The organism is Yersinia sp. 1652 StPb PI (genome assembly GCF_041538345.1).
In the GTDB taxonomy this organism is placed as follows: Bacteria; Pseudomonadota; Gammaproteobacteria; order Enterobacterales; family Enterobacteriaceae; genus Yersinia; species Yersinia enterocolitica_E.
Genome location: NZ_JAULSM010000001.1, coordinates 1,042,714 through 1,062,993, shown reverse-complemented (window position 1 = coordinate 1,062,993; position 20,280 = coordinate 1,042,714). Strand labels below are relative to the sequence as shown.

Below are 20,280 nucleotides of genomic sequence, written 5' to 3'. Positions count from 1 at the left end.
CGAATCATCTCCATCATGTTATATCACCTTTAAAACTCAGCATCGGTAGAAAGAATTGGATAAATAGATCCTATTGTTAAATTACAGGCTGCAAAGTAATGGCAGCCTGTTGTTAGTATTATCTCGATAGACCTAGTCTAGGCTATCGTTTGGACGAATCCGTTGGCACTGATATTGTCGGGTGTTTGATCCAACCTGACGATGTACCATCATCTTTAGGTAAACTACCAACAAAACTACCATCCTGTTTCGAGCCTGGGTAACTTGGGCTCATATGATTTGGATTGCTTTCTGCAGGCGGCTTACCCGAAGAAACTGGCGCTTTAGACGGCGGTGTAGACTGCCGAATCTCGGATGGCTTAGGGTATGATACTGGCTCATATCCTGTGGCAGTTTTTTTGATCCATCGAGAAGAGTTTTTATCATCTTTTGGTAAATGACCTTTGAAATCACCACCTAGTTTAGAACCTGGATAACTAGGGCTCATATGATTTGGCTTCTCCTCACCTTTCACTGGTTTTGATGGTCGATTCTTTGGTGGTGTCGGTTTGTCAGTTTCCACCGGAGCGGGTTTCGGTGGTGTCGGTTTGTCAGTTTCCACCGGAGTCGGTTTCGGTGGTGTCGGTTTGTCAGTTTCCACCGGAGTCGGTTTCGGTGGTGTCGGTTTGTCAGTTTCCACCGGAGTCGGTTTCGGTGGTGTCGGTTTGTCAGTTTCCACCGGAGTGGGCTTCGGTGGTGTTGGTTTGTCCGTTTCCACCGGAGTCGGTTTCGGTGGTGTTGGTTTGTCCGTTTCCACCGGAGTCGGTTTCGGTGGTGTCGGTTTGTCAGTTTCTACCGGAGTCGGTTTCGGTGGTGTCGGTTTGTCAGTTTCCACCGGAGTCGGTTTCGGTGGTGTCGGTTTGTCAGTTTTCACCGGCGCGGTTTTCGGTGGTTTTGATGTATTGCCATTTTTTGCCGGTTTATTTGAACTCGATAAACCGCCAGCAGTAAATGAAATACTATTTGATGCTGTAACTTTATCAACATTTACTTGAGAAAGTGTTTCACCATCAGTATTCAGTTCACCTTGTACATTTCCTTTAATATTACCAACATCGATGGTCGCTTTTTGATCTTCCTGATATTCCACTTTTTCCACAGTGTTGTAATAGCCATTGACTGTCGGTAAGCCTGTTTTAGAAATACCACCACCGCCACCACCGTAAGCACCATCTTGATCAATAGTATCTGATAGCTCGACTGCGTTAATATTGCCTGCAACATCTACAGTACCGGTTTTGGAATCAGAAACAATGTGCGCGCCAGTAAGATTGAGGTCCCCTCCTGTAGAGATATTCAGCTCACCAGTGGTATTAATACCGGTCTGGGTCCCTGTAGTCTTCGAATCATAATGTTCGCCACCTTGGCCGTAGTTCCCAGCCAATGTTGGGATAAGTCCTCCATTGGTTGAAACAGCAACCCCGACTGATCCACCCCACTCATTACTATTAGTCTGGTTATTGACCGTATCTTGCACGCTCTGCACATTCAGATCGCCAGTAATATTAAGGTTTGCGGTTTCTGACTGAATATTACCGCCAGCTAAAGTCATATCTCCCCCAGTGTTAATGCTAATATCACTGCTATTAAGGTTGGAGTTAGTATATGTGTGGCTTGAGCCAGTTGAGGTTGAACTGCTGCCATGGTAATCAACAGAAACTCCCGCGCCAGCCCCTGTAGGCGCGGCGGAAGCCCCGGCACTGACGCCCGCTGAGTGGGTATCTTTTTGCGACCAACTCTCAGTTGAGGACTCGGCGGCTAAAATATTCAAATCACCGCCAGTAGTGATCTCTACACTTTCTGCCGATAATTCGACACCTTTTAACGTGGTATCGCCATTACTGGTAATTGATACATTGCCAGCATTTATATTAGTGATGTTTTCACTTTTAGTCGTCGATGAACTACTGGTCGTCGTGGTATCGAATCCAACTGAGACTGAGCCGCCAAGCAAATCATTAAACATAAGGTTAGAAGCACTACCTGCCACTTCTGCCGCCGTTAAACCGGCATCAATTTCTTGCCCGTCATTGCCCTTTTCAACCAAATTACCGACTTTATCAGCAGCATCAGCCACTGAACTATGAGCCTCGCCCTTTACGCCATAAAACGAAACGGTTTCCTCACTCGTTGTTATCACTTCATCTTCATATTTTGTAGACTTGACTTCATCGGCAACAATAGTCAACGCACCTTCAGTGCTAAAATTACCACCGCCGATATCAACCGTGTTTCCCGCTTCTAATGTCATAGAATCGGTAAAGTTAAGTGAAGCATTATTATTTGTCGTCGTTTGCTCAGTATCAACCGTCGTGACGGTTTCTAACCCGGCTTGGAAATTACCAGAGGAAGATGTTGGAGCACGACCAGGCTTGGACCCGGCATTGGTGATATCCGACCCAAGATTATTATGCTCACCGGTGCTGGTACTACTACTTTCCCCATCCAGACCGCTAATATCATAACCTGCCGATTGCCCAAAACCACTCGCGCCTGCACCAAATTTTAGATCAGTGCGTTCAACCGTGGTTTCAGAATAGCTGTAATCTTGTGATGTTTGGATGTCTACATCGCCAACAGCCTTCAATTCACCCGATTGGGCATTATATTCACCACCTTTGAGAACAATATCATTCGCGGAATTAACGGTAAACTTGCCGCCGGCGTTGACCGAACTATCAACACTCGTAGCACTTGAGCTGACAGTTTCTGTCGATTCGTGACTTAGTATCCCCGTAGATTTATGGCTGTATTCATAATTCCCCTCAACCTCATACATATTATTGAAGGTGACATCACCTTCAGTTGAAGTCAGGCTGATATCTTTTTCCGCAGCAATATCAACAGCATTAACTGTGATATCTTTGGCACTCATGTCAATGCTACCACCGGCGGTGACACCATCATTATAATAATGAAGTTCTTGATTACCGGAAACATTAGCGCCTTGGCTGGCAGTAAGCTCAATTGAACCATTATCTGCCTGTAAAGTGAGATCATTACCGGCACTAAGAGCAGCGCCACTGTTAGTTATAGAACCACCACTGGAGACCAATGATAAATCTCCACCTGAAGTGATACCACCATTCATGCCCACACTACTATTATTAATATTGCCTTCTGATTGAATATTAATATTGCCACCGGCACTGATCTGGCCATTAACATTATTAAAGGAGGATGCATCAACATCCATATTACCGCCAGCGTGGACTATGGCGGAACCATCATAGCGGCCACTTTCTAATTGTTCTAACGTAGTTGTTGCGAAATAAATTTTAGGTGTGAGTACATCATGACCATCGATATTTTCTGTCACAAACCAAACAATATCTTTATCCAGTACGGCAATCTGCTCATCAGTTAGAGCTTTACCGACGGTAAAATCTTCTACTCCATTCACAGTTGCAGCATTGGACATTAATTTCTCAACCAACTCGGTGCCATCAACACCATCGCGCACACTGAAAAATGTCCCTACAGACTCATTTAATTGGCGGCGAATAACTTCACTAATAAAATAATTATCGCCCACAACCAAAACAGGTGTTTCTGGTATATAGCCAATTTGGTCAAAGAAATATTGCGAACCAAAGAAAAGGCTCTGATCAATCATCTCAGTTCGAGTTTCATAAAACGGATAAATAGGGTTACTGGCACCATCTCCGACCTTGGCAGTGAAATCAACATCTTTCCATTTCTGGTTAGAAACAAATAACCCCTGAATTTTAGCGAGTTCGGTATAGGTTTTTGTGGTACTTAATCCTTTCGTCAGTTCGGCAATTGTTTTCAACCCAATATTAATTTCATAAGGATTTTGAGTTACCACAACCTCCTTATCACCGATGGCAACTGTTATTTTTTCACCTTCAAGTTTCGCACCGAATAATCCATTGTTAAATGCTCCACCATTGTGAGTCAGATTACCGCCTGCGATAATCCCACCGTTATTATCCGACAAACCATAATCTTTTAAATCTTTCAAAGAAGCATTATTGGAGCCCGTTACCCTGGCCCAATCTTGTGATAGCTTCTCTTGGCTATCAGATAACCACGCATCGCCGAACAATCTTTTCATAACACTGTTTAATTGTTCACTCTGTTTGGCCATTTCTTTTAAGCTATTAAAACTGTTGGACTGAGTATCATATATATATGATCCCTTCCCTGAGACAGATTCCGGACTTCCATCACCGAAATAAAAGTCCAGCAATTGATATAGCGTATTAAACTGAGCATAGCCAGAATCGCCACCTATCACTTTTCTATATACCTCCAGCTCAATCGGGGTACTCAGCGTCTCCGTCAAATAATAGTAAAATGACATTTCATTATATTCTGGTGCATTATTAACAGTTCCAGATATTATCATATCCTTACTTGATTGAATAATGCCACCTGTATTATTTAACGTTTTAGTACTATAAATGTTCTTTTGATTAATGTTTAAATTACCGCCGGATGAGATTTCGGCCATTTTAGTTAATTTAAAATCACCAATCCACGTTGGAATTGAACCTGAGAGTTTTGCGTTATAATATACCAGGCTTATAAAGCCTTGCTTCCATTCATGTGAACCTTCAGCATTTTGTGCAGGGCCTGTAACCCATCCAGGATTATCATACTTACTAATATTATCAATAATTTTAGCATCTAATGCCATATCGCCTTGAGAACGAATATTACCACCATCATTCTTTATATTCTCTGCAACAATATCAATTTTACCCATACTAAGAACATTAGCATTTTCTTCATTTAGAAACTTACCTTTCTCTGCATCAATAATAATATCTTGCGAGGAGAAAATCAAAGCTCCACTACTATTAGTAATATTAATTGCCTTAAGAATGACATCCTTAAGACTCAAAATAGATTGATTACTTGAAATTTTAATGTTCTCATCTGCATTAAGTAGTATGCTTGCAGCACTTTCCAGAATGCGGTCAATAATGATAGAACCCGTAGTCTTAATAGAGAGTTCACCTCTAGCATTAATATCACCACTATCATCATTGTAGCGATAATCTTTAGAGAGAATTAAAGAGAGGTTATTATCGCTAAAAATGTCACCAGATAAATTATTCAAAGATTCAGCTAGCTTAATTAATAAATTTTTAGCCGAATAAATATAACCAACACTGTTATTTAAGTTATCAGCTTGAATATCAATATTATTACCACTGATATTAGAGCCACTGTTATTTACATTTTTTGATCTAATAGAAATATCAGCATCAGAAAATAAGGTCGCTCCATTCAGGTTAGAAATAGAGTCTGACTCCACGGTAAGCCCACCAACACCAATAATGATAGCGTCACCAGCAGATGACCCTTTATCACTACTGTTTACAATAGTATTAGCCTCTACGGACAATATCCCTGACGCCTGAATTATCGCATTAATATTATCTAGTTTATTGATGTTTTTGAAGGTGGCGTCACCATCAGAATTAATAATTGCCGCAATGGAATTAATAAAACTACTGACATAACTGACGTATAAATTTCTACCCGCATTAATAACACCGACATTTCCCGTCCCATCACCTATATTGGATAAAACCCCAATATTAGTTAGAGACATATCAGCACCAGAGTAAATAACACCTTTGTTATTTAGATTATCTATATTAGATATCATTAGGCCATTATCTGATGTTATAACACTACTCTTATCGTTTATAACACTATTAATAAGTTCTAGTTTTAACCATTCTCCCAATGCTGAAATATAACTTCCACCGGAATTTTCCACATTGGCAACAGAATGAATATCAATATTATTCGCGACTATCCCTGAACCAGAATATTGGGTGGTCCCAGTTCCTGTATTAAATAGATTAGTACTATTATTTATGCTTACAGTTCCATCTGCATTAATAAATCCATCTACATTTTTTATCGTTTCTATATTACTCAAATTAATATCACCAGAGGCGAGTATAGATGAGTTCTGATTAATTAATTCTGACGAATGGCTAATTGACAACTGGTCAGCCGCGAGTATTTTTGCTTCATCAGTATTTTTAATGCTATCAATATTCGTTAATATAATATCGTTCGCTTGAATGAGTGACGAATTACCTTTGTTATTTAACTCTTTAATGTCATCAAGCTTAAGTGAGCTTTCTGAAATTAGTTTTGCATTATTACTATTTGTAATAGTGTTAGCGTTACTAATTTCAATAGCACCACCTTGAATTAAACTGTTATTATTATTTATATTAACTGCATGCACCCCACTGTTATTTATTTTTAGATTAGCACCTGAGAGTATACTACCCCCATTTTGATTATTAACCTCCTTACTGATATTTAGTGATAAATCTTTAGCTGCTGTGATATCGCCACTATTGAAAACACTTTCTGTTGTTATATCAATAGATTCTTCTGAGTTAATTACCCCGGTATTTTCCAATAAACCGCCATCACTAACCTGGCGAATAGCAACATTTTTACCGGACAATACACCACTATTAATGGCACTTCCATTGACAATGGAAACATCTAACATTGAGGCAGCTGAGACAATTCTCCCACTATTATTAATACTATTTGACTTAATGGTATTGTTTTTATCAGCTTGCAGTAATCCTTTATTAATTAAAGATCCGAGAATAAGATTTGCGTCTTGCTCAGTATATAAAACACCTTTATTATGTAAATCATTAGCGACAATGCTCAGCGGACCACTCGCATTGACAACACCATCATTGTCAAATAGTTCGTTAATAGTGAAGCTTAACGTCCCCTTCTGGCTATTAACTCCCGCACCTTGATTTAAAAATGAATTAGCATTAACTATAACATTTCCTGACTGACTGCTAATAGCAGCATCAGAACTTATAGTTGCGGAGTCAATAGTTTCGCCGTTAATCGATACAATATAATTACCATCCACAAGGGATATAATTGCATTCTCTATTTTTTTACCTGAAGCATCAAGAGCGAAAAGTGTCCCTGTTATTTTATATTCACCCTTAACATCAATGAAAATGGATGTTACATCTATTTTGTCACTATCACCGCTCATTGCAAAAATACGTGCTGCATTTTGCAACAATGAATCAGCAGTAATTCTAATATTGCCATTTTTTGATACTGCATCAGCACTGAGTTTAGCTTGAGATAAAGCTCTAATAATTAGATCGCCATTACTAATAACACCACCAAAGCCTGTATCTTCATTAACTGAAATATCGATATTGTTGCCGGATAAATTAACATCACCTGACTTGCTGCTAATTGCTGTCAGTGCTAAATCACCATCGGCCGATATCTCAACAGTCTGATTACCGACTAAGCTACCTTTATGTCTAACCCCAACACCGCTTTCGGTACTGATTAGCTGTATTCTTCCCCCATACATGGAACCCAATGAACTGCCATCAATAGCAACTTTAGGGGTATCTGCAGCCGATAAGTTACGAATCTGGTGCTGTCGCGTTTGTGTGTCGTAAGTATTTAGCCCCGCAACAACTTTAATGTCGGCACTCCCAGAGACTTCACCATCGAGTTTTACCGTACGGCTGATCATATCAAAGTGGGTTAATCCTTCAGTAGATAGGCCCTGTCCTTCTACTGCAATCATACCCTTATTAACATTTAATTGAATATTACCATTCTCACCATATTCCACTCGACCTGTACTGAGAGTTAAGTTATTCGCATTAATGGTTGATACGCCATTCACAGAAATGCCATTTTCATTTGCAATGATAAGGTCAGCTTTTTTCCCAAACACTTCCATTGTGCCATTCAAATACGATCCCTTAGCACCCGTAACTTCACTAATGATAGCGCTAGCTTCTTGTTGTAGCTGACCGTTTTTAATTATATAACCACCGATACTACTAACACCATCCTGCATGCTGTTATTAAAAATCAAACCATCTGGGCCAACATTAAAGTCATCAAACTTATTGTGAGAAATCCCATTACCGTTTGGATTAATAATATTTACTGTCGGTGTTCCATTGGCTGACTCTGAAATCGTTGGCGCATTTGAACTTGTATCGGGAACTAAGTTTGCATAAGACAAACTGGGCAATACTGCAACCAATGCCAAATAAATAGGGCACAACTTTTTATGTAAATTTTCTTGAGTTAGTTTCCCAATAAAAGATGATGCAGAATTATTGGTCTTACCTTTATTTTTGCTCATGCGTAAAGCTCCTGCAGTTTGCTGGATATAACTTTATTAAGATGGAATTTCTTATTTATTTAGAATCGTAAATCAAACCTGTAACTTAGTGTTCTAGAATCAATATCAGAATTCCTTAATGTTGATGGTTTGGTTAGAGGATAACCCAATGTTAATGAAGTGGAGAAATGACTACCTACAGCCTTAAGGCCAAGAGCAGCTCCAGTTAAATACTCTGCAGGGCACGAACCCATATCATCAGTACAGTTGTTTTTAATAAAACCAAGATCATAGCCAGCAAAAGGCGACACCTGCCATATCCCCAATTTATTGATAGCAATCGGCAGCTGAACTGTATTGGAAATGTAACCACCGTTATGTCCCGACACTGAACTTTCTTTGTAACCACGAACGGTATATTCATCACCAATTGATTGTTTACCATCACTCACTAATATATCTTTTGTAAATTGAAATCCTGAGTTAACTTCATATGATAAACTCACTGGACCATATTGGGCCAATGACTTAGACCAGCTAATGATGCCATTATATTTTATGTAGTTTAGATCAAACCCCTTTAGGTCAGGTTCATTTTTCCATGCTGCACCAAACCAGGGAACACCCGCAGTCGAACTCAGATCCCAAAATAAACCGCCCCCCCAAAGTGTGCCAACCCGAGTTACCCCAAGGGCAATACTGCTGTATTTTTTACTACTAACACCTATTTTTATATCTTCTATTTTATTAGTATTATCGCGGCCTTCAACCTTTGTATAAGCACTAAACTTCCCCACTGCGTCTCGAAAAATAACGCGGCTTAATTTAGTAGAAGCCCGCTGGGAAGTACCTTCACTATGATAGCCACCAAAGTATCCACCAATAACCTTCTCATATTCAGAACGATATAAGGAAGCATCTAGCAACCAATAGCCAAGTGGTAAACTGTAATTCATAGACCAAGAACTTTGACTATCGGTTTTGGCATACAAATCATTGTAAGCATAATAGAAAGATAAAGAGTCATTAAATCCGGAAAAATTATTTACGGTCAAAGTCGAATTGTATTGATGCCAACCATCATCTTCACGGCCTAAGTTATTCATCCCTACAGAGAGTGAAATAGGAAAATAACTTGAATTACTGAGATCTAAAGTTGAGTAGCCAAAGTCATCCGATGGAACAATTTGTAATTTATCAGTCCTTGAAACTCGAAGTAAGTTATCCAACCCTTGGTCAATATCTGACATTTTAAGTTTATTCCCTTGGGCAAAAGGAATTGCACTAAACAGCCTGGTTTTTTCAAAGAATGTGGGTGGATTCCCCTCGACACTAAACCCTGAAATCTTCCCCCATAATACCTCTAATTTAAGTACCCCCTCACGTAAACTACCCGGTTGAACAGTCACCAGCGTTGTCGCATAACCCTTGCCAACATAGAAATTGGTCAAATCCTTAACCAATTCCATTATCTCCTTTTGTCCCATCTCAGTATCTAAGAATTGCATAATAATCTTCTGCCTTTGTGGTGAATTGGCATAGATATCATCGTTTTCAATACTAATATGATGAATAAAAAACGTATATTTTGACTTCAAAAGATTATCCTCATGCTGCTCATTGAGAATATTATTCTGACGTCTTATTTCGCTCTCTCTACGTTTTTCATCTTGAATCATTGAGCGTGTACGGCTACGTTCCAGTCTATCTAATTCTCTGGATGCGTTTGATGCTTGAGTATTTAATTGTGGTGGCTGTATTTGAGCATTAACCTGTGCGCACATAAATGCGAATGGCGCGACAATGCAGCCTGTTAAATACATCCTATTAATAATAACCATTCTGACGATACCAAACATGATATTACTCTATCGTTAAATTGAAATAAACTTGGCCAGCAACATTTCCTGATGTGATGTTTTTCCTATTTGGATCCACTATGTATATTTGGGCAAAATATTTTAGATCTTTATGTTCATCTACGTTAAATATAATTTCGGATGATTTTGTACCATCCACCTGTTGAGCATTAATCCCATTCCCAGTTAACATCCTTGTCCCTATTCCTTTCGCACCACCATTTTCAACGGGAATAGTATTTTGGATAACCCCTCTAGAGGAGGTTACAGGTTGTTGTTCAACAGTGGTAAATGCTATTTTTACAGAAGACGCCTGTGGACAATATACTGAGATTGAAAATGGAATTGGAGTTCCATGTTTATTACCTGTATTGAAATCAGAAAGAGGATAATTTCCCAAATCAATATTTAAATTTGAATTTGCGATCATACAGGAACGTACAACAACTGAAGTATTGGCTGTTAACACTATAGATAATAATGTTAGACTATTGCTTGCCTCCTCAGCTGCAGTAAGGACAACCTTTGCAATTTCACCCTGGGGGATATCCCCTGCTGTTATTTTTCCGGTTTGAATAAATTCGATTAATAAACTGTCGTTATTTATGGTGCAAGGCGATTGACAATCTTGAATCGTTGGAAAATAAGCAGCATCACGGCTAACGGGCCATTTTATTCTGATTCCTACACCACCAATTTCAGTACTGTATACATCAGGAAGAGCTGATAAAGAATTACCGCGCGTATAAGTAGACGTTAGGCGGGTTTTTACCCCCCCCCCACAGGTATAATTTAATGTATTAACGGGAATAAGCCGCGATCCGAGAACAGAACCTATTGCTCCATTTTCTGCTGGGTTAAGAACCAATTGAGGCATAGCAACCGTTGCTACATTTCCCGAACAGGTTGCAGCTATTACACTCGAACTCATCCAACCTAACGATAAAGCAATAATGGTTAACATCCTAATAATTAACATATAACATTCACCTCAATTAGGTTAGCTACTTTCATTACGACAAATAGTGTTGACGATTTTTATGTTTTCATAGTCAGAATAGAGTTCAGGTATATAGTTGATAAAGCATTTCTGTATGCCTTCTTTACTGTTCCAAACAATAGTAATACTCTGCGATTTCTCACTCGAGAGAATGATATTCCCACCTTGACCAACCACACCTAGTGAATCACCAGCAGCATTATAGGCGTTGGCACCAAAGGGGATATAGTGTCCTTCTTCATTCTTAATCTTAAGAATTTGGTTATTAATATTTTTAGTATCAAACTTAACTAATACAGAAGCACCTGCTGTTGGCACTATTTTAATTCTATCCTCTTCAATCTCTATATTAGTTGGCATATCTTTTACATTAAGAGAGATATCATTATATTGGAATGGTGACAAATACGGTAAAATAGCATATCCATTTTTAGCTACCCGTGCATTTGTATAAGGATAAATACTGGCTCCAGTCGCACCTTTGGCTTCAATAATACCCAAGGTATCGCTAATAGAATGCGATAGGTTCACTCCGCCGGCATGCACGACAATACCACTACTTAAATTTACTGAAGCCATAGAGTTCGATCTACCTTGGCTATAACCAAGATTTATTAATGATGTGTTACCACTATATCCACCGTTAATGCCGAAATTGCGATCACTATTGCTTGTTCCATCGATCCAAGATCCATAGCTATATTCTTGATGTTCGCCAACAGTACCACTAATCGCTGTTTTTAATCGGGACTCGCGATCATTATGACTTATTGTCGACGTTAATCTTGGCCTATTACGATGACTTGAAGCCGTATCTAATGGAATGCTGAGTGATAAACGTAAGGTATTCTCACCATTACCATAGCGATTATTTAACCGATTAAAACCTAAGCTATAATTGACGGACCCTACCGAGTTTGCATAGCCAACTTGGTAGTTTAACGTATTCTTCTCATTAACATCTTTATGCCAGTATCGACCATAGTAGGTTGTTAAAAAGAGGCTTCCCCACCCAGGGGATAGATTTTGATTTATATTTGCTTCAAGTACTTCGCGATAATTTTCAGTACGAATACCTTTGCCACTCTTTTGGGCCTCAACAGTATTAAGCGCATCCATTAATGTAAAATAATTACTACTTGAGTAGCGATATGCCATTAAGCTAAAATTAGTTTTTGTTGGTTCAACGACCTTCGCCAGGCTTACTTTAAAACTCATATTGCAAAATGTAGAGTCACATTGCGATTCATCATCTGCTTTAACTGAAGTTGAAGAACGTGTCGCATCAAAACTTAACGCACCGACTGGTGTATTAAATGCAACCCCACCAAGCAATGCAAAATAATCAGTTGATATAGTTTTCTGTATACCACCATAGCCAGTAATATAATTATTAAATCCATATTGATAGCTCCCCTCAAATAACATGGGTGGATCACTAAGGTTTGAGCTTCTTATCTCACCTACTGTGGCCGTGTATCTTGAGTATCCTTCACGTAAAAGTTGAGGAATACTAGAATAAGGCACAACTTGTACTCTTATATTTCCGCTTGCTTCTCTGATAGTTACTTCAAGATTCCCACCATAACCGGCTGTATTTAAATCATTTATAACAAACTCGCCAGGGGGAACATTTGTTTCATGGATAACATTGCCATTTTGTCGGATGGTGACCAAGGCATTACTGTCGGCGACCCCTCTGATTACTGGTGCATATCCCCGCATAGAATTTGGCAGCATGCGATCATCAGTATATAGGCTGGCCCCTCGAAGTGGCGTGGTATTAAACATAGCCCCAGTAGTATTCACATCTCCAAAGATAAATTGTGACTGATTGGCCGCGAATGATCTCTGTATATAAGCAGATTGGTTATTCCACGTTACACTTTCATCGCTACTACTATTTGCCATACCATTAGTATAAAATCGCCATGGTCCTAGCTTTGCTGATGTATTCAAGCTGCCATAATAGAATTGTTTGTTTTTTTTATGATCATTATATTCAGATGAGTTTTTATAATTAGATGCATTCAAACTATAAGCTAAGGTTAATGCTGGGACACCCTCATCCCATAACTCTGGTCTAATATATCCATTAGGCATACTCTCCACATAGACCTGTGGTATCGTCAGATATAGCTTCTGATCGCCATCGTCAAAAGTTATTGTTGCATCTGGGATAATATCGTTAATTAAGATGCAACCATTGCTTTGCCAGTCCTGAGGGAGCATGCTCAGTCTTACACCAAAAGCCAGTATATCTTTCGGAGTGAAACAAGGTTGAACACCTTGTTCTTTATCTGTTTCAATAAAGTTTACATTTAAACTTTCAATATTTTTTGAGTTTAAATTCATTTCTACATAATACTTTCCAGCTTTTACTGTATCTTCACCATCAAAATCCTCTAAATTAATCCCATGCTCATAAAACTTCATAAAGCCAGACTTAAATTTAACCTGTCCCTGTGGAATAGAATTATATTTCCCCACAGCAAATGACTGTAGTGGGAAAAAACATAGGGTAATACCAAAAATGAAAAATTTCATTGTAATCATAGCGCCTGTATTGTTATTTTATATTTAATTTATTATTCTAATATTATTTCCTTTTCTACAAATGCACCTAAATCAGTAATATAACTATAAAATAACTTAATAGGCTGATTACTAAGGTCTGTAACCTTAAAATCAAATTCATAGTTCGAATAAGGAAGGATCATCCCTCCCGTTAAATCAATTTTCTTGCTGCCATCAGTTACTACAAATTTACCGATTGATATGTGATACGGTGACTTATTCTCACCTTTGATATTAATCGCCTTACCTGTCCTTTTTGCCACCCAACTAACACTTTCTGCCGCAACTCTTGGATCTGAAGATAAGCCTATCGGACGATATAAGAACTTTAAGCGTGTACGAAATGCAAGGTTTAGCTTATTTTTTGCATTATCGTTTTCCACCTCTGGGGGTATATCAAGCACATTTACCCAGAGCAATGTCTCTCTATCACGGGGAAACTTTGCTTTTGCTTCTTCTGTTTTAAAAACTCTAAACGACTTTCCTTTCCCCGCATTTATTCGCGAAACTGGAGGGCTAATAACAAAAGGCAAATCTTCTTTTTCCACATCACCAGAATCCATGGAATCCCTATCGGATTCTAACCACACTTGGACTAATGAGGGCAGATCCCCAATATTATTGACTCTAATAACTTGTTCTTTACTTTTTTCATCAAAAATTATTCGCGTTGCCATAATTTGAATAGAGGCATAGGCCGAATATCCTCCACACGCAAAAAAACCTATTAGAAGTATTTTTAATAACTTCATTTCCTACATCCTAAAACCATTGGAAAAATAATCATCGGGGACTGGCTCTTAAAGAGCAAGCCCCCAAAAATTAGTTATAAACTATAGAATAAATAAGACTTGATTCTACATTACCCGCAGTCACCACACCGGTGGCTACATATTCTGCCCAATAATCAAATCGAGCACTGTTACCTGCAATAGTTTGTTCTTGATGTTTATCATTTGCTACCGATAAATTTAAAGGAGTAGTATCTTTATTTAGAATACTAATTTGCACATTAGCAGCAGCGTCTACAGCAGAATTTTTCAAATTGCCAGTGCTATCGTCAATCGTGCCTCTGGCCCTTTCAAAATTCACATTTGCTTTTGCGCCATCAGTACATTCTGCTCCTGTTAGTGCGATATAAAATTTAGTTGCTTGCGCACGTTGACCAATACTTGATAATGCAGAAGTACTGACAGTTTTAAGAGGAACGGTAAAATCATTACTCCCAGAACTCCCTGCTTCTGTTCCACCCGTTATTTCACAAGTAACAGCCGAGACTGCTCCCGTAAAAGTAATGGTGCCATCTTCAGCCGCAGCTTGAGGTGAAGTAGAGAGTACTGAAAATGCGAAACACACAATGGTGGCAATTTTTGTTCTTAAATTACCATCCTTAATAATATCTTTATTCCTTTTGCACATAACTAAACTTCCACTCTTCGTTTTTTAAGAGGTGGGATTATTACTTCATGTCTGCAAAAAATAAAATAAAACAGTTTTAATTAATTCTTAACTAGCACACTATATATAGTTAAGATAGATAACTTAAATTTTTTAGTTGCCTACCTTACTTAACGCCCATCCAAAACTTAAACGTAACATATTGATTAATATTAAAAATATCATTATTACCATCCTCTTGATAACCTAAAGCCATGTATGAGTACAATACTCACACCTTGGCTCCCTTAATTAATTTATATCTATTTAAAATGTGGGGATATACTGAAAAATTAGATGAATACATTAGAAGAGGTATTGATCGCTCAAAAAACAATCTGGTTATACAACATTACTATCTGACGTACGGTAATGCAGCATTATCTATTTAGTGAGTCAAAATCATAAAACAACTCTGTCTTACATACATTTTTACTGTTGTTTATGATTTCATTTTTACACGATGTTAGTGAAATAGTGGAGTGAAGTTCACTCAGAGAGATATAAAGATAGGGGTAAACTTGGCAAGATGATAGAGTGCCTTCTAAAAAAACATCTATATCGGGGATGATTGAATTCATATCATTACTATTATCATAATATATGAAACATTTTTCATTTATATGACTAAAGGAAAATCCATCAGACTTTCTTGCAACAAAATAACCAGGTTGTGATTTTATAAAAAAATATAGTAAAATTAGTATGAAACAAACTCCCATCGTTATTGAATATACAACAATCATCTTTTTTTTTGTTTTGTTATCGCTACACTCTAAACTAATGTTTTTCACAATCTCGTTATCAGTCATATTTTCTATAACTGTTGACATAGTAAAAATAAAACCTTTCCCTCTAACAGTTGTTACAGACTCACCGATAACACCAACATCTTTGAGTGCTTTTCGTAATAAAGAGATATTTTGATACAACGTGTTAGGAGTGACACTCGAACCTTTTTCGCCCCAGGCAATATTATAAAGTTCACTTTGTGAAATTGTCATTCCCACTCGGGAGACAAAAGCCTCTAATAATTGTGCCGTAGGGGCATTAAGTTTAACTGTACTACCTGTTAATAGTGAAGATACTATACCGCTGCCAGGATAGAATATGACATTCCCATTGATAATATAGCTTTTATCCATTCTTATCTCCATTTCCCTTGTCTACTCACTAAATTACTTCACCAAATATTTTAATTTATTTTTATGTGGCGTTAATCTGGTCAGCATAACATATCTTATAAAGGTGAATGAACTCTGACCTCTTCTTATATTGTATGGTTAATCGAGTACGATTCTAGATTAAGAATTATCTGGCAATAGTATTGGCTCCTATTGAAAATTATCTTTCTATTATATCAATGGTATTCGTTCCTCCCAGTGAGCAACTGGCAACTGGCAACTGGCCACCCAGTAGCGGCCAGTCAGCTACTTTCTAGAATATCGGCATAGGGATATCTCACGTTTATTACGGTATCAATTTTTTGTTCGCGACTCTTCAAACAACCGTTTTAGGAATTCTTTCTTCATAGTAGAACAACTGAATACTTGCTTGATTGCCGGGTCGTAAGCATAAATCGTGCATCCAGCGGGATAACCACTAATACCAAATAGTTTAGTTCCCTTTATCCATCAGCATTGGGTCTTCGCCTTTACGAACGTTAACACAATTGGTGTGGGCTCTGAATGATATATGAACAGATAGGGAGGCACTTTCGATATGTGTTTGTCCACACCTCAGCATGGCACCGCCCCCCGTCTTTAAGGATAGCGTTACGTCGACCCGTTGAGCTCACAGCACGGAGCGGACAGATACCCATTATGAAGGGGCTAAAGCACAGTTCGAACGTTCACTGAATCGCCTGCAACTGGACTATGTTGACCTGTACCTTATCACCAGCCCTACGGTGATATCCATGGTGCATGGCGGGCAATGGAAGAACTACAGCAGGCCGGAAAAATCCGCTCTATTGGCGTGAGCAATTTTCATCCCGACAGACTTGCAGATCTTGTTGCATTCAATAAAGTCGCCCCCGCCGTGAACCAGATTGAAGTTAACCCCCTTCAACCAGCAACTGCATGCAGCACCGTGGATGCAAAGCCATGGGATTCAACCTGAAGCCTGGGCACCTTTTGCTGAAGGGAAAAACGGGCTATTCCAGCATCCCGTATTAACTGCGATTGGTGAGAAATACGGCAAAAGCGTGGGTCAGGTTGTCCTGCGCTGGATCTTCCAACGCGGTATCATTTCGCTGGCAAAATCAGTGCGAAAAGAGCGTATGGAAGAGAATAGCAACATTCTCGATTTTGAACTCAGTTCTGAATACATGCTACAGATAGCCGCTCTTGATACCGCAATCAGTGCGTTCTTCTCGCATCGCGACCCGGCAATGGTGGAATGGCTGACTGGCCGTAAACTTGATGTCTAAGCCGCTATAGAAGAGGAGCTTATTGATGCAAAAACGTTATCTCGGAACATTCAGGCTTGAAGTGTCTGCTCTGAGGTTGGGAGTGACAACCAGTTTTAGCGTTTCTCTGGCTCAAACCACGCAGCTAATTGCAGAATATCATTTTCTTGCAAAGTCCCTGCGTTGTAGCGTAGCTCTAGCCATGATTGGAGCCAACTGTATTTCGCTTCTGCCAAATCCCGCCGCGAGTTATACAGTTGCTGCTCAGCCAATAAGACATCCAGATTGATTCGTTCACCACCCAATACGCTGCGACGGGTAGCCAGCAGTACCTTTTGCGCTGAATCTACCGTCATTTGCCACGCACGTATTTTGGCGGCACCACTACTCGTGAGATTGAACTGGCGTTTGAGCTCCGCCAATACCTGTCTGGTTTCTTGATCGAGTTCCGCCTGCGACTGTTGATAGTGTGCCGTTGCCTGCCGAGTCGCACTGGAAACACTCCCCCCAGCATAAATAGGCACATTCAACTGTATACCAATGTTTTGCGTATCATATTTCTGGTTATAATTATATTCCGCTTCAGAGCGAGAATTACGGGAGGAGGCCACCAGTTGCAAGGTCGGCAGATGACCGCTACGACTGTTTTCTATTTCATAATGTTTGGCATCCAGATTCTCCCGCTGGCCGGCAAGACGGGCATTATAGCGAATAGCCAGATCGCGCCACTGCGCCAGTGTGCGGTCATCGCTGATATTCTGTGGCAAAGCGTCCAACGTTAATGGCCGTAACTCTGCCAAATTAACCGATCGACCGATCATATTTTCCAGTTCGGTTAACTGGCTATCCAACACATCTTGTTGCTCAATAAGTTGTACCTGAGTCAACGTCAGGCGTGCAGCCGTTTCATCAATATCTGTTTGTGTGCCCTCCCCGGCAACCAATAACCGACGATTCAGTTGGATCTGTTCCTCATAAGCACGTAATTGGGCATTTAATAGGGCTGTTTTTTCCTGAGCTAATAAGGCGCTGCTATAAGCCCGATACAGCCGGACGATCAATTCCTGACTTTTATCCCGATAACGTTGATCTGCGAATAACTTACGCGCAATGCCTTGGCGATAGCGGGCATAGGCGCCGTAATCAATTAATGGTTGCCGCAAAGACAGCATGGAGACATAGCTATCGTAATCCCGTTTTACCTTACTGTTACTACGGTTATCAGCCTGACTCACTGTGGAGTAATTGGTGTTTGCCCCATAGCTGTATTGCAAGGAGGGTAATAAACCAGATAAACCTAAAGAAACCTCCTCTTGCCCTGCATCCCGCTCATAACCCGCGGCCCGAAATTGTGGATCATTATGTACTGCCAATTCCCATGCATCGAGTAATCCCAGTGCATTTCCCCGCTCAGGTAACACTAACAGGATGAAAAAAATGATTCGTAAAGTTAATGGCATCCAATGCTCCCTACTCTTCCGTTAATGCTATGTGCAAGCGATCCATCAATGGCTTAAATAGATAATTAATCATTGAGCGTTCACCGGTACGGACAAATCCTTGAACCGGCATACCAGGCTTGATTTCTAAGTGATCCAACGTCTGCCGCGCCGCCTCACTGACTTCTACCCGTAAACTGTAATAAGGCTCTTGCGTTCGTTCATCTAATATCCGGTCAGCCGACAACAATTTTACCGTCCCTTCTACTTTCGGCGTAGTGCTCTGATTAAACGCTGTAAACTGCAATTCCACCGCTAAGCCAGAGTGGATTTTATCCACCATTTCTACCGGTACTCGCGCATCCACAAAGAGCGGTTGATCATCAGGCAAAATTTCCATCAGAGACTGGCCTGCCGCGATAACACCACCTTCGGTAAAGACTTTCATCTCCACCACGGTACCGGCTACCGGCGACCGCATTTGTATATTTGCCAGATCGAAATTCGCTTTTTCCAACTGGCTGAACACTTCAGTTATGGTGGATTGCACTTCCGCCATCTGGGTGTTGACCTCTTTCCGATATTCTTGTTGACGCAGTTGGATACGGAAATTTTGTTCCTGTATTTCCCGCTCGCCCCGCTTGATTTCGCCGACAATCTGCGCTATTTCGCCGTTAAGTTGCGCATAAAGCTGCTTACTTTCCAGCATTTTATTGCGCGGGACATAGTTCTCATCCGCTAACGATTTCAATCCATCCAACTGTTGGGACAATGCTTGCTTTTGGCTATTCTTACTACCAAGAACTTGCTTCTGCGCCCCCATCGCGGCCTGTAAACCGGCAATATTGGCGCGTAATCCATCACTTTCCAACTGTAATGCTTGCTGGCGGCTATCAAGTAGTAGTTGTTGTAAGGCCAGCATTTCATCCATACCAGTCTGCCGCTTCACTTGTTGTAAACGAGGCGTCTCCACCAACTGTTTATCCCCCTTTTGCTCGGCCAATAAACGAGCTTCGTTCGCCAGCAACTGATAGTACTGCGATGTTAGTCCATTACTGGCGGAGCGTGCCCTGACAGCATTTAAAGTCAGTAGCACTTCACCGGCAACTACCCTGTCGCCATCATGAACCATAATGTGGTCAACAATACCGCCTTCGGGGTGCTGAATGGCTTTTCGGTTGCCCGAAACCACCACAGTACCCGTAATCGGAACCCCTTTATCCAACGGGGCCAGTAGAGCCCAAAGGATAAAACCGCCAAAACCGGCCAATACCAACCCCCATCCCCAAGACAATGCCCGATTCTCACTGCGTTGTATTTCCTGCAAAAATGCCTGTTCCGTTTTTTTATTGTGTTCGGACATATGACTTGCT

General features: G+C 40.0%; 9 protein-coding genes and 1 pseudogene. 1 reads left to right on the top strand and 9 read right to left on the bottom strand.

Going from position 1 to position 20,280, the window contains the following annotated elements; genetic code table 11:
• Nucleotides 1–142 precede the first annotated feature (142 nt).
• The 7 genes from Q2T71_RS04775 to Q2T71_RS04745 all read right to left on the bottom strand — a co-directional run bounded on the left by Q2T71_RS04775 (nt 143) and on the right by Q2T71_RS04745 (nt 16,203).
• Nucleotides 143–8,206: a hemagglutinin repeat-containing protein gene (locus tag Q2T71_RS04775; RefSeq protein ID WP_372558290.1), complete on the bottom strand. Its 8,064-nt coding sequence runs from the start codon at nt 8,204–8,206 to the stop codon at nt 143–145.
• 59 nt (nt 8,207–8,265) lie between these two features.
• Nucleotides 8,266–10,044: a ShlB/FhaC/HecB family hemolysin secretion/activation protein gene (locus tag Q2T71_RS04770; protein WP_372558289.1), complete on the bottom strand. Its 1,779-nt coding sequence runs from the start codon at nt 10,042–10,044 to the stop codon at nt 8,266–8,268.
• A gap of 4 nt (nt 10,045–10,048) precedes the next feature.
• A complete protein-coding gene (locus tag Q2T71_RS04765; protein ID WP_372558288.1) occupies nt 10,049–11,023 on the bottom strand; it encodes a fimbrial protein in 975 nt (324 codons plus the stop codon).
• A gap of 21 nt (nt 11,024–11,044) precedes the next feature.
• Nucleotides 11,045–13,591 carry a fimbria/pilus outer membrane usher protein gene (locus tag Q2T71_RS04760; RefSeq protein WP_372558287.1) on the bottom strand — a complete coding sequence of 849 codons (2,547 nt, stop codon included), beginning with the start codon at nt 13,589–13,591 and terminating at the stop codon, nt 11,045–11,047.
• 41 nt (nt 13,592–13,632) lie between these two features.
• A complete protein-coding gene (locus Q2T71_RS04755; RefSeq protein WP_372558286.1) occupies nt 13,633–14,373 on the bottom strand; it encodes a molecular chaperone in 741 nt (246 codons plus the stop codon).
• A 70-nt stretch (nt 14,374–14,443) separates the two neighbouring features.
• Complete coding sequence (locus Q2T71_RS04750; protein WP_372558285.1) at nt 14,444–15,040, bottom strand: fimbrial protein; 597 nt, start codon at nt 15,038–15,040, stop codon at nt 14,444–14,446.
• Between the two features lie 398 nt (nt 15,041–15,438).
• Complete coding sequence (locus tag Q2T71_RS04745) at nt 15,439–16,203, bottom strand: transcriptional regulator (protein ID WP_372558284.1); 765 nt, start codon at nt 16,201–16,203, stop codon at nt 15,439–15,441.
• 668 nt (nt 16,204–16,871) lie between these two features.
• On the opposite strand from Q2T71_RS04745, the pseudogene Q2T71_RS04740 reads away from it, so the two are divergent.
• Nucleotides 16,872–17,489, top strand: a pseudogene (locus Q2T71_RS04740) (aldo/keto reductase); the annotation flags it as partial.
• Nucleotides 17,490–17,584: 95 nt separating this feature from the next.
• Here Q2T71_RS04740 and Q2T71_RS04735 read toward each other — a convergent pair.
• A complete protein-coding gene (locus Q2T71_RS04735; RefSeq protein WP_372558283.1) occupies nt 17,585–18,928 on the bottom strand; it encodes a TolC family outer membrane protein in 1,344 nt (447 codons plus the stop codon).
• 10 nt (nt 18,929–18,938) lie between these two features.
• Complete coding sequence (locus Q2T71_RS04730) at nt 18,939–20,270, bottom strand: HlyD family type I secretion periplasmic adaptor subunit (RefSeq protein ID WP_372558282.1); 1,332 nt, start codon at nt 20,268–20,270, stop codon at nt 18,939–18,941.
• Nucleotides 20,271–20,280: the final 10 nt, after the last annotated feature.

Excerpts from the sequence above, each read along its gene's own strand:
- Q2T71_RS04760 (WP_372558287.1), bottom strand. The coding sequence starts at position 13,591 with ATGAAATTTTTCATTTTTGGTATTACCCTATGTTTTTTCCCACTACAG.
- Q2T71_RS04765 (WP_372558288.1), bottom strand. The coding sequence starts at position 11,023 with ATGTTAATTATTAGGATGTTAACCATTATTGCTTTATCGTTAGGTTGG.
- Q2T71_RS04730 (WP_372558282.1), bottom strand. The coding sequence starts at position 20,270 with ATGTCCGAACACAATAAAAAAACGGAACAGGCATTTTTGCAGGAAATA.
- Q2T71_RS04755 (WP_372558286.1), bottom strand. The coding sequence starts at position 14,373 with ATGAAGTTATTAAAAATACTTCTAATAGGTTTTTTTGCGTGTGGAGGA.
- Q2T71_RS04735 (WP_372558283.1), bottom strand. The coding sequence starts at position 18,928 with ATGCCATTAACTTTACGAATCATTTTTTTCATCCTGTTAGTGTTACCT.
- Q2T71_RS04770 (WP_372558289.1), bottom strand. The coding sequence starts at position 10,044 with ATGTTTGGTATCGTCAGAATGGTTATTATTAATAGGATGTATTTAACA.
- Q2T71_RS04775 (WP_372558290.1), bottom strand. The coding sequence starts at position 8,206 with ATGAGCAAAAATAAAGGTAAGACCAATAATTCTGCATCATCTTTTATT.
- Q2T71_RS04750 (WP_372558285.1), bottom strand. The coding sequence starts at position 15,040 with ATGTGCAAAAGGAATAAAGATATTATTAAGGATGGTAATTTAAGAACA.
- Q2T71_RS04745 (WP_372558284.1), bottom strand. The coding sequence starts at position 16,203 with ATGGATAAAAGCTATATTATCAATGGGAATGTCATATTCTATCCTGGC.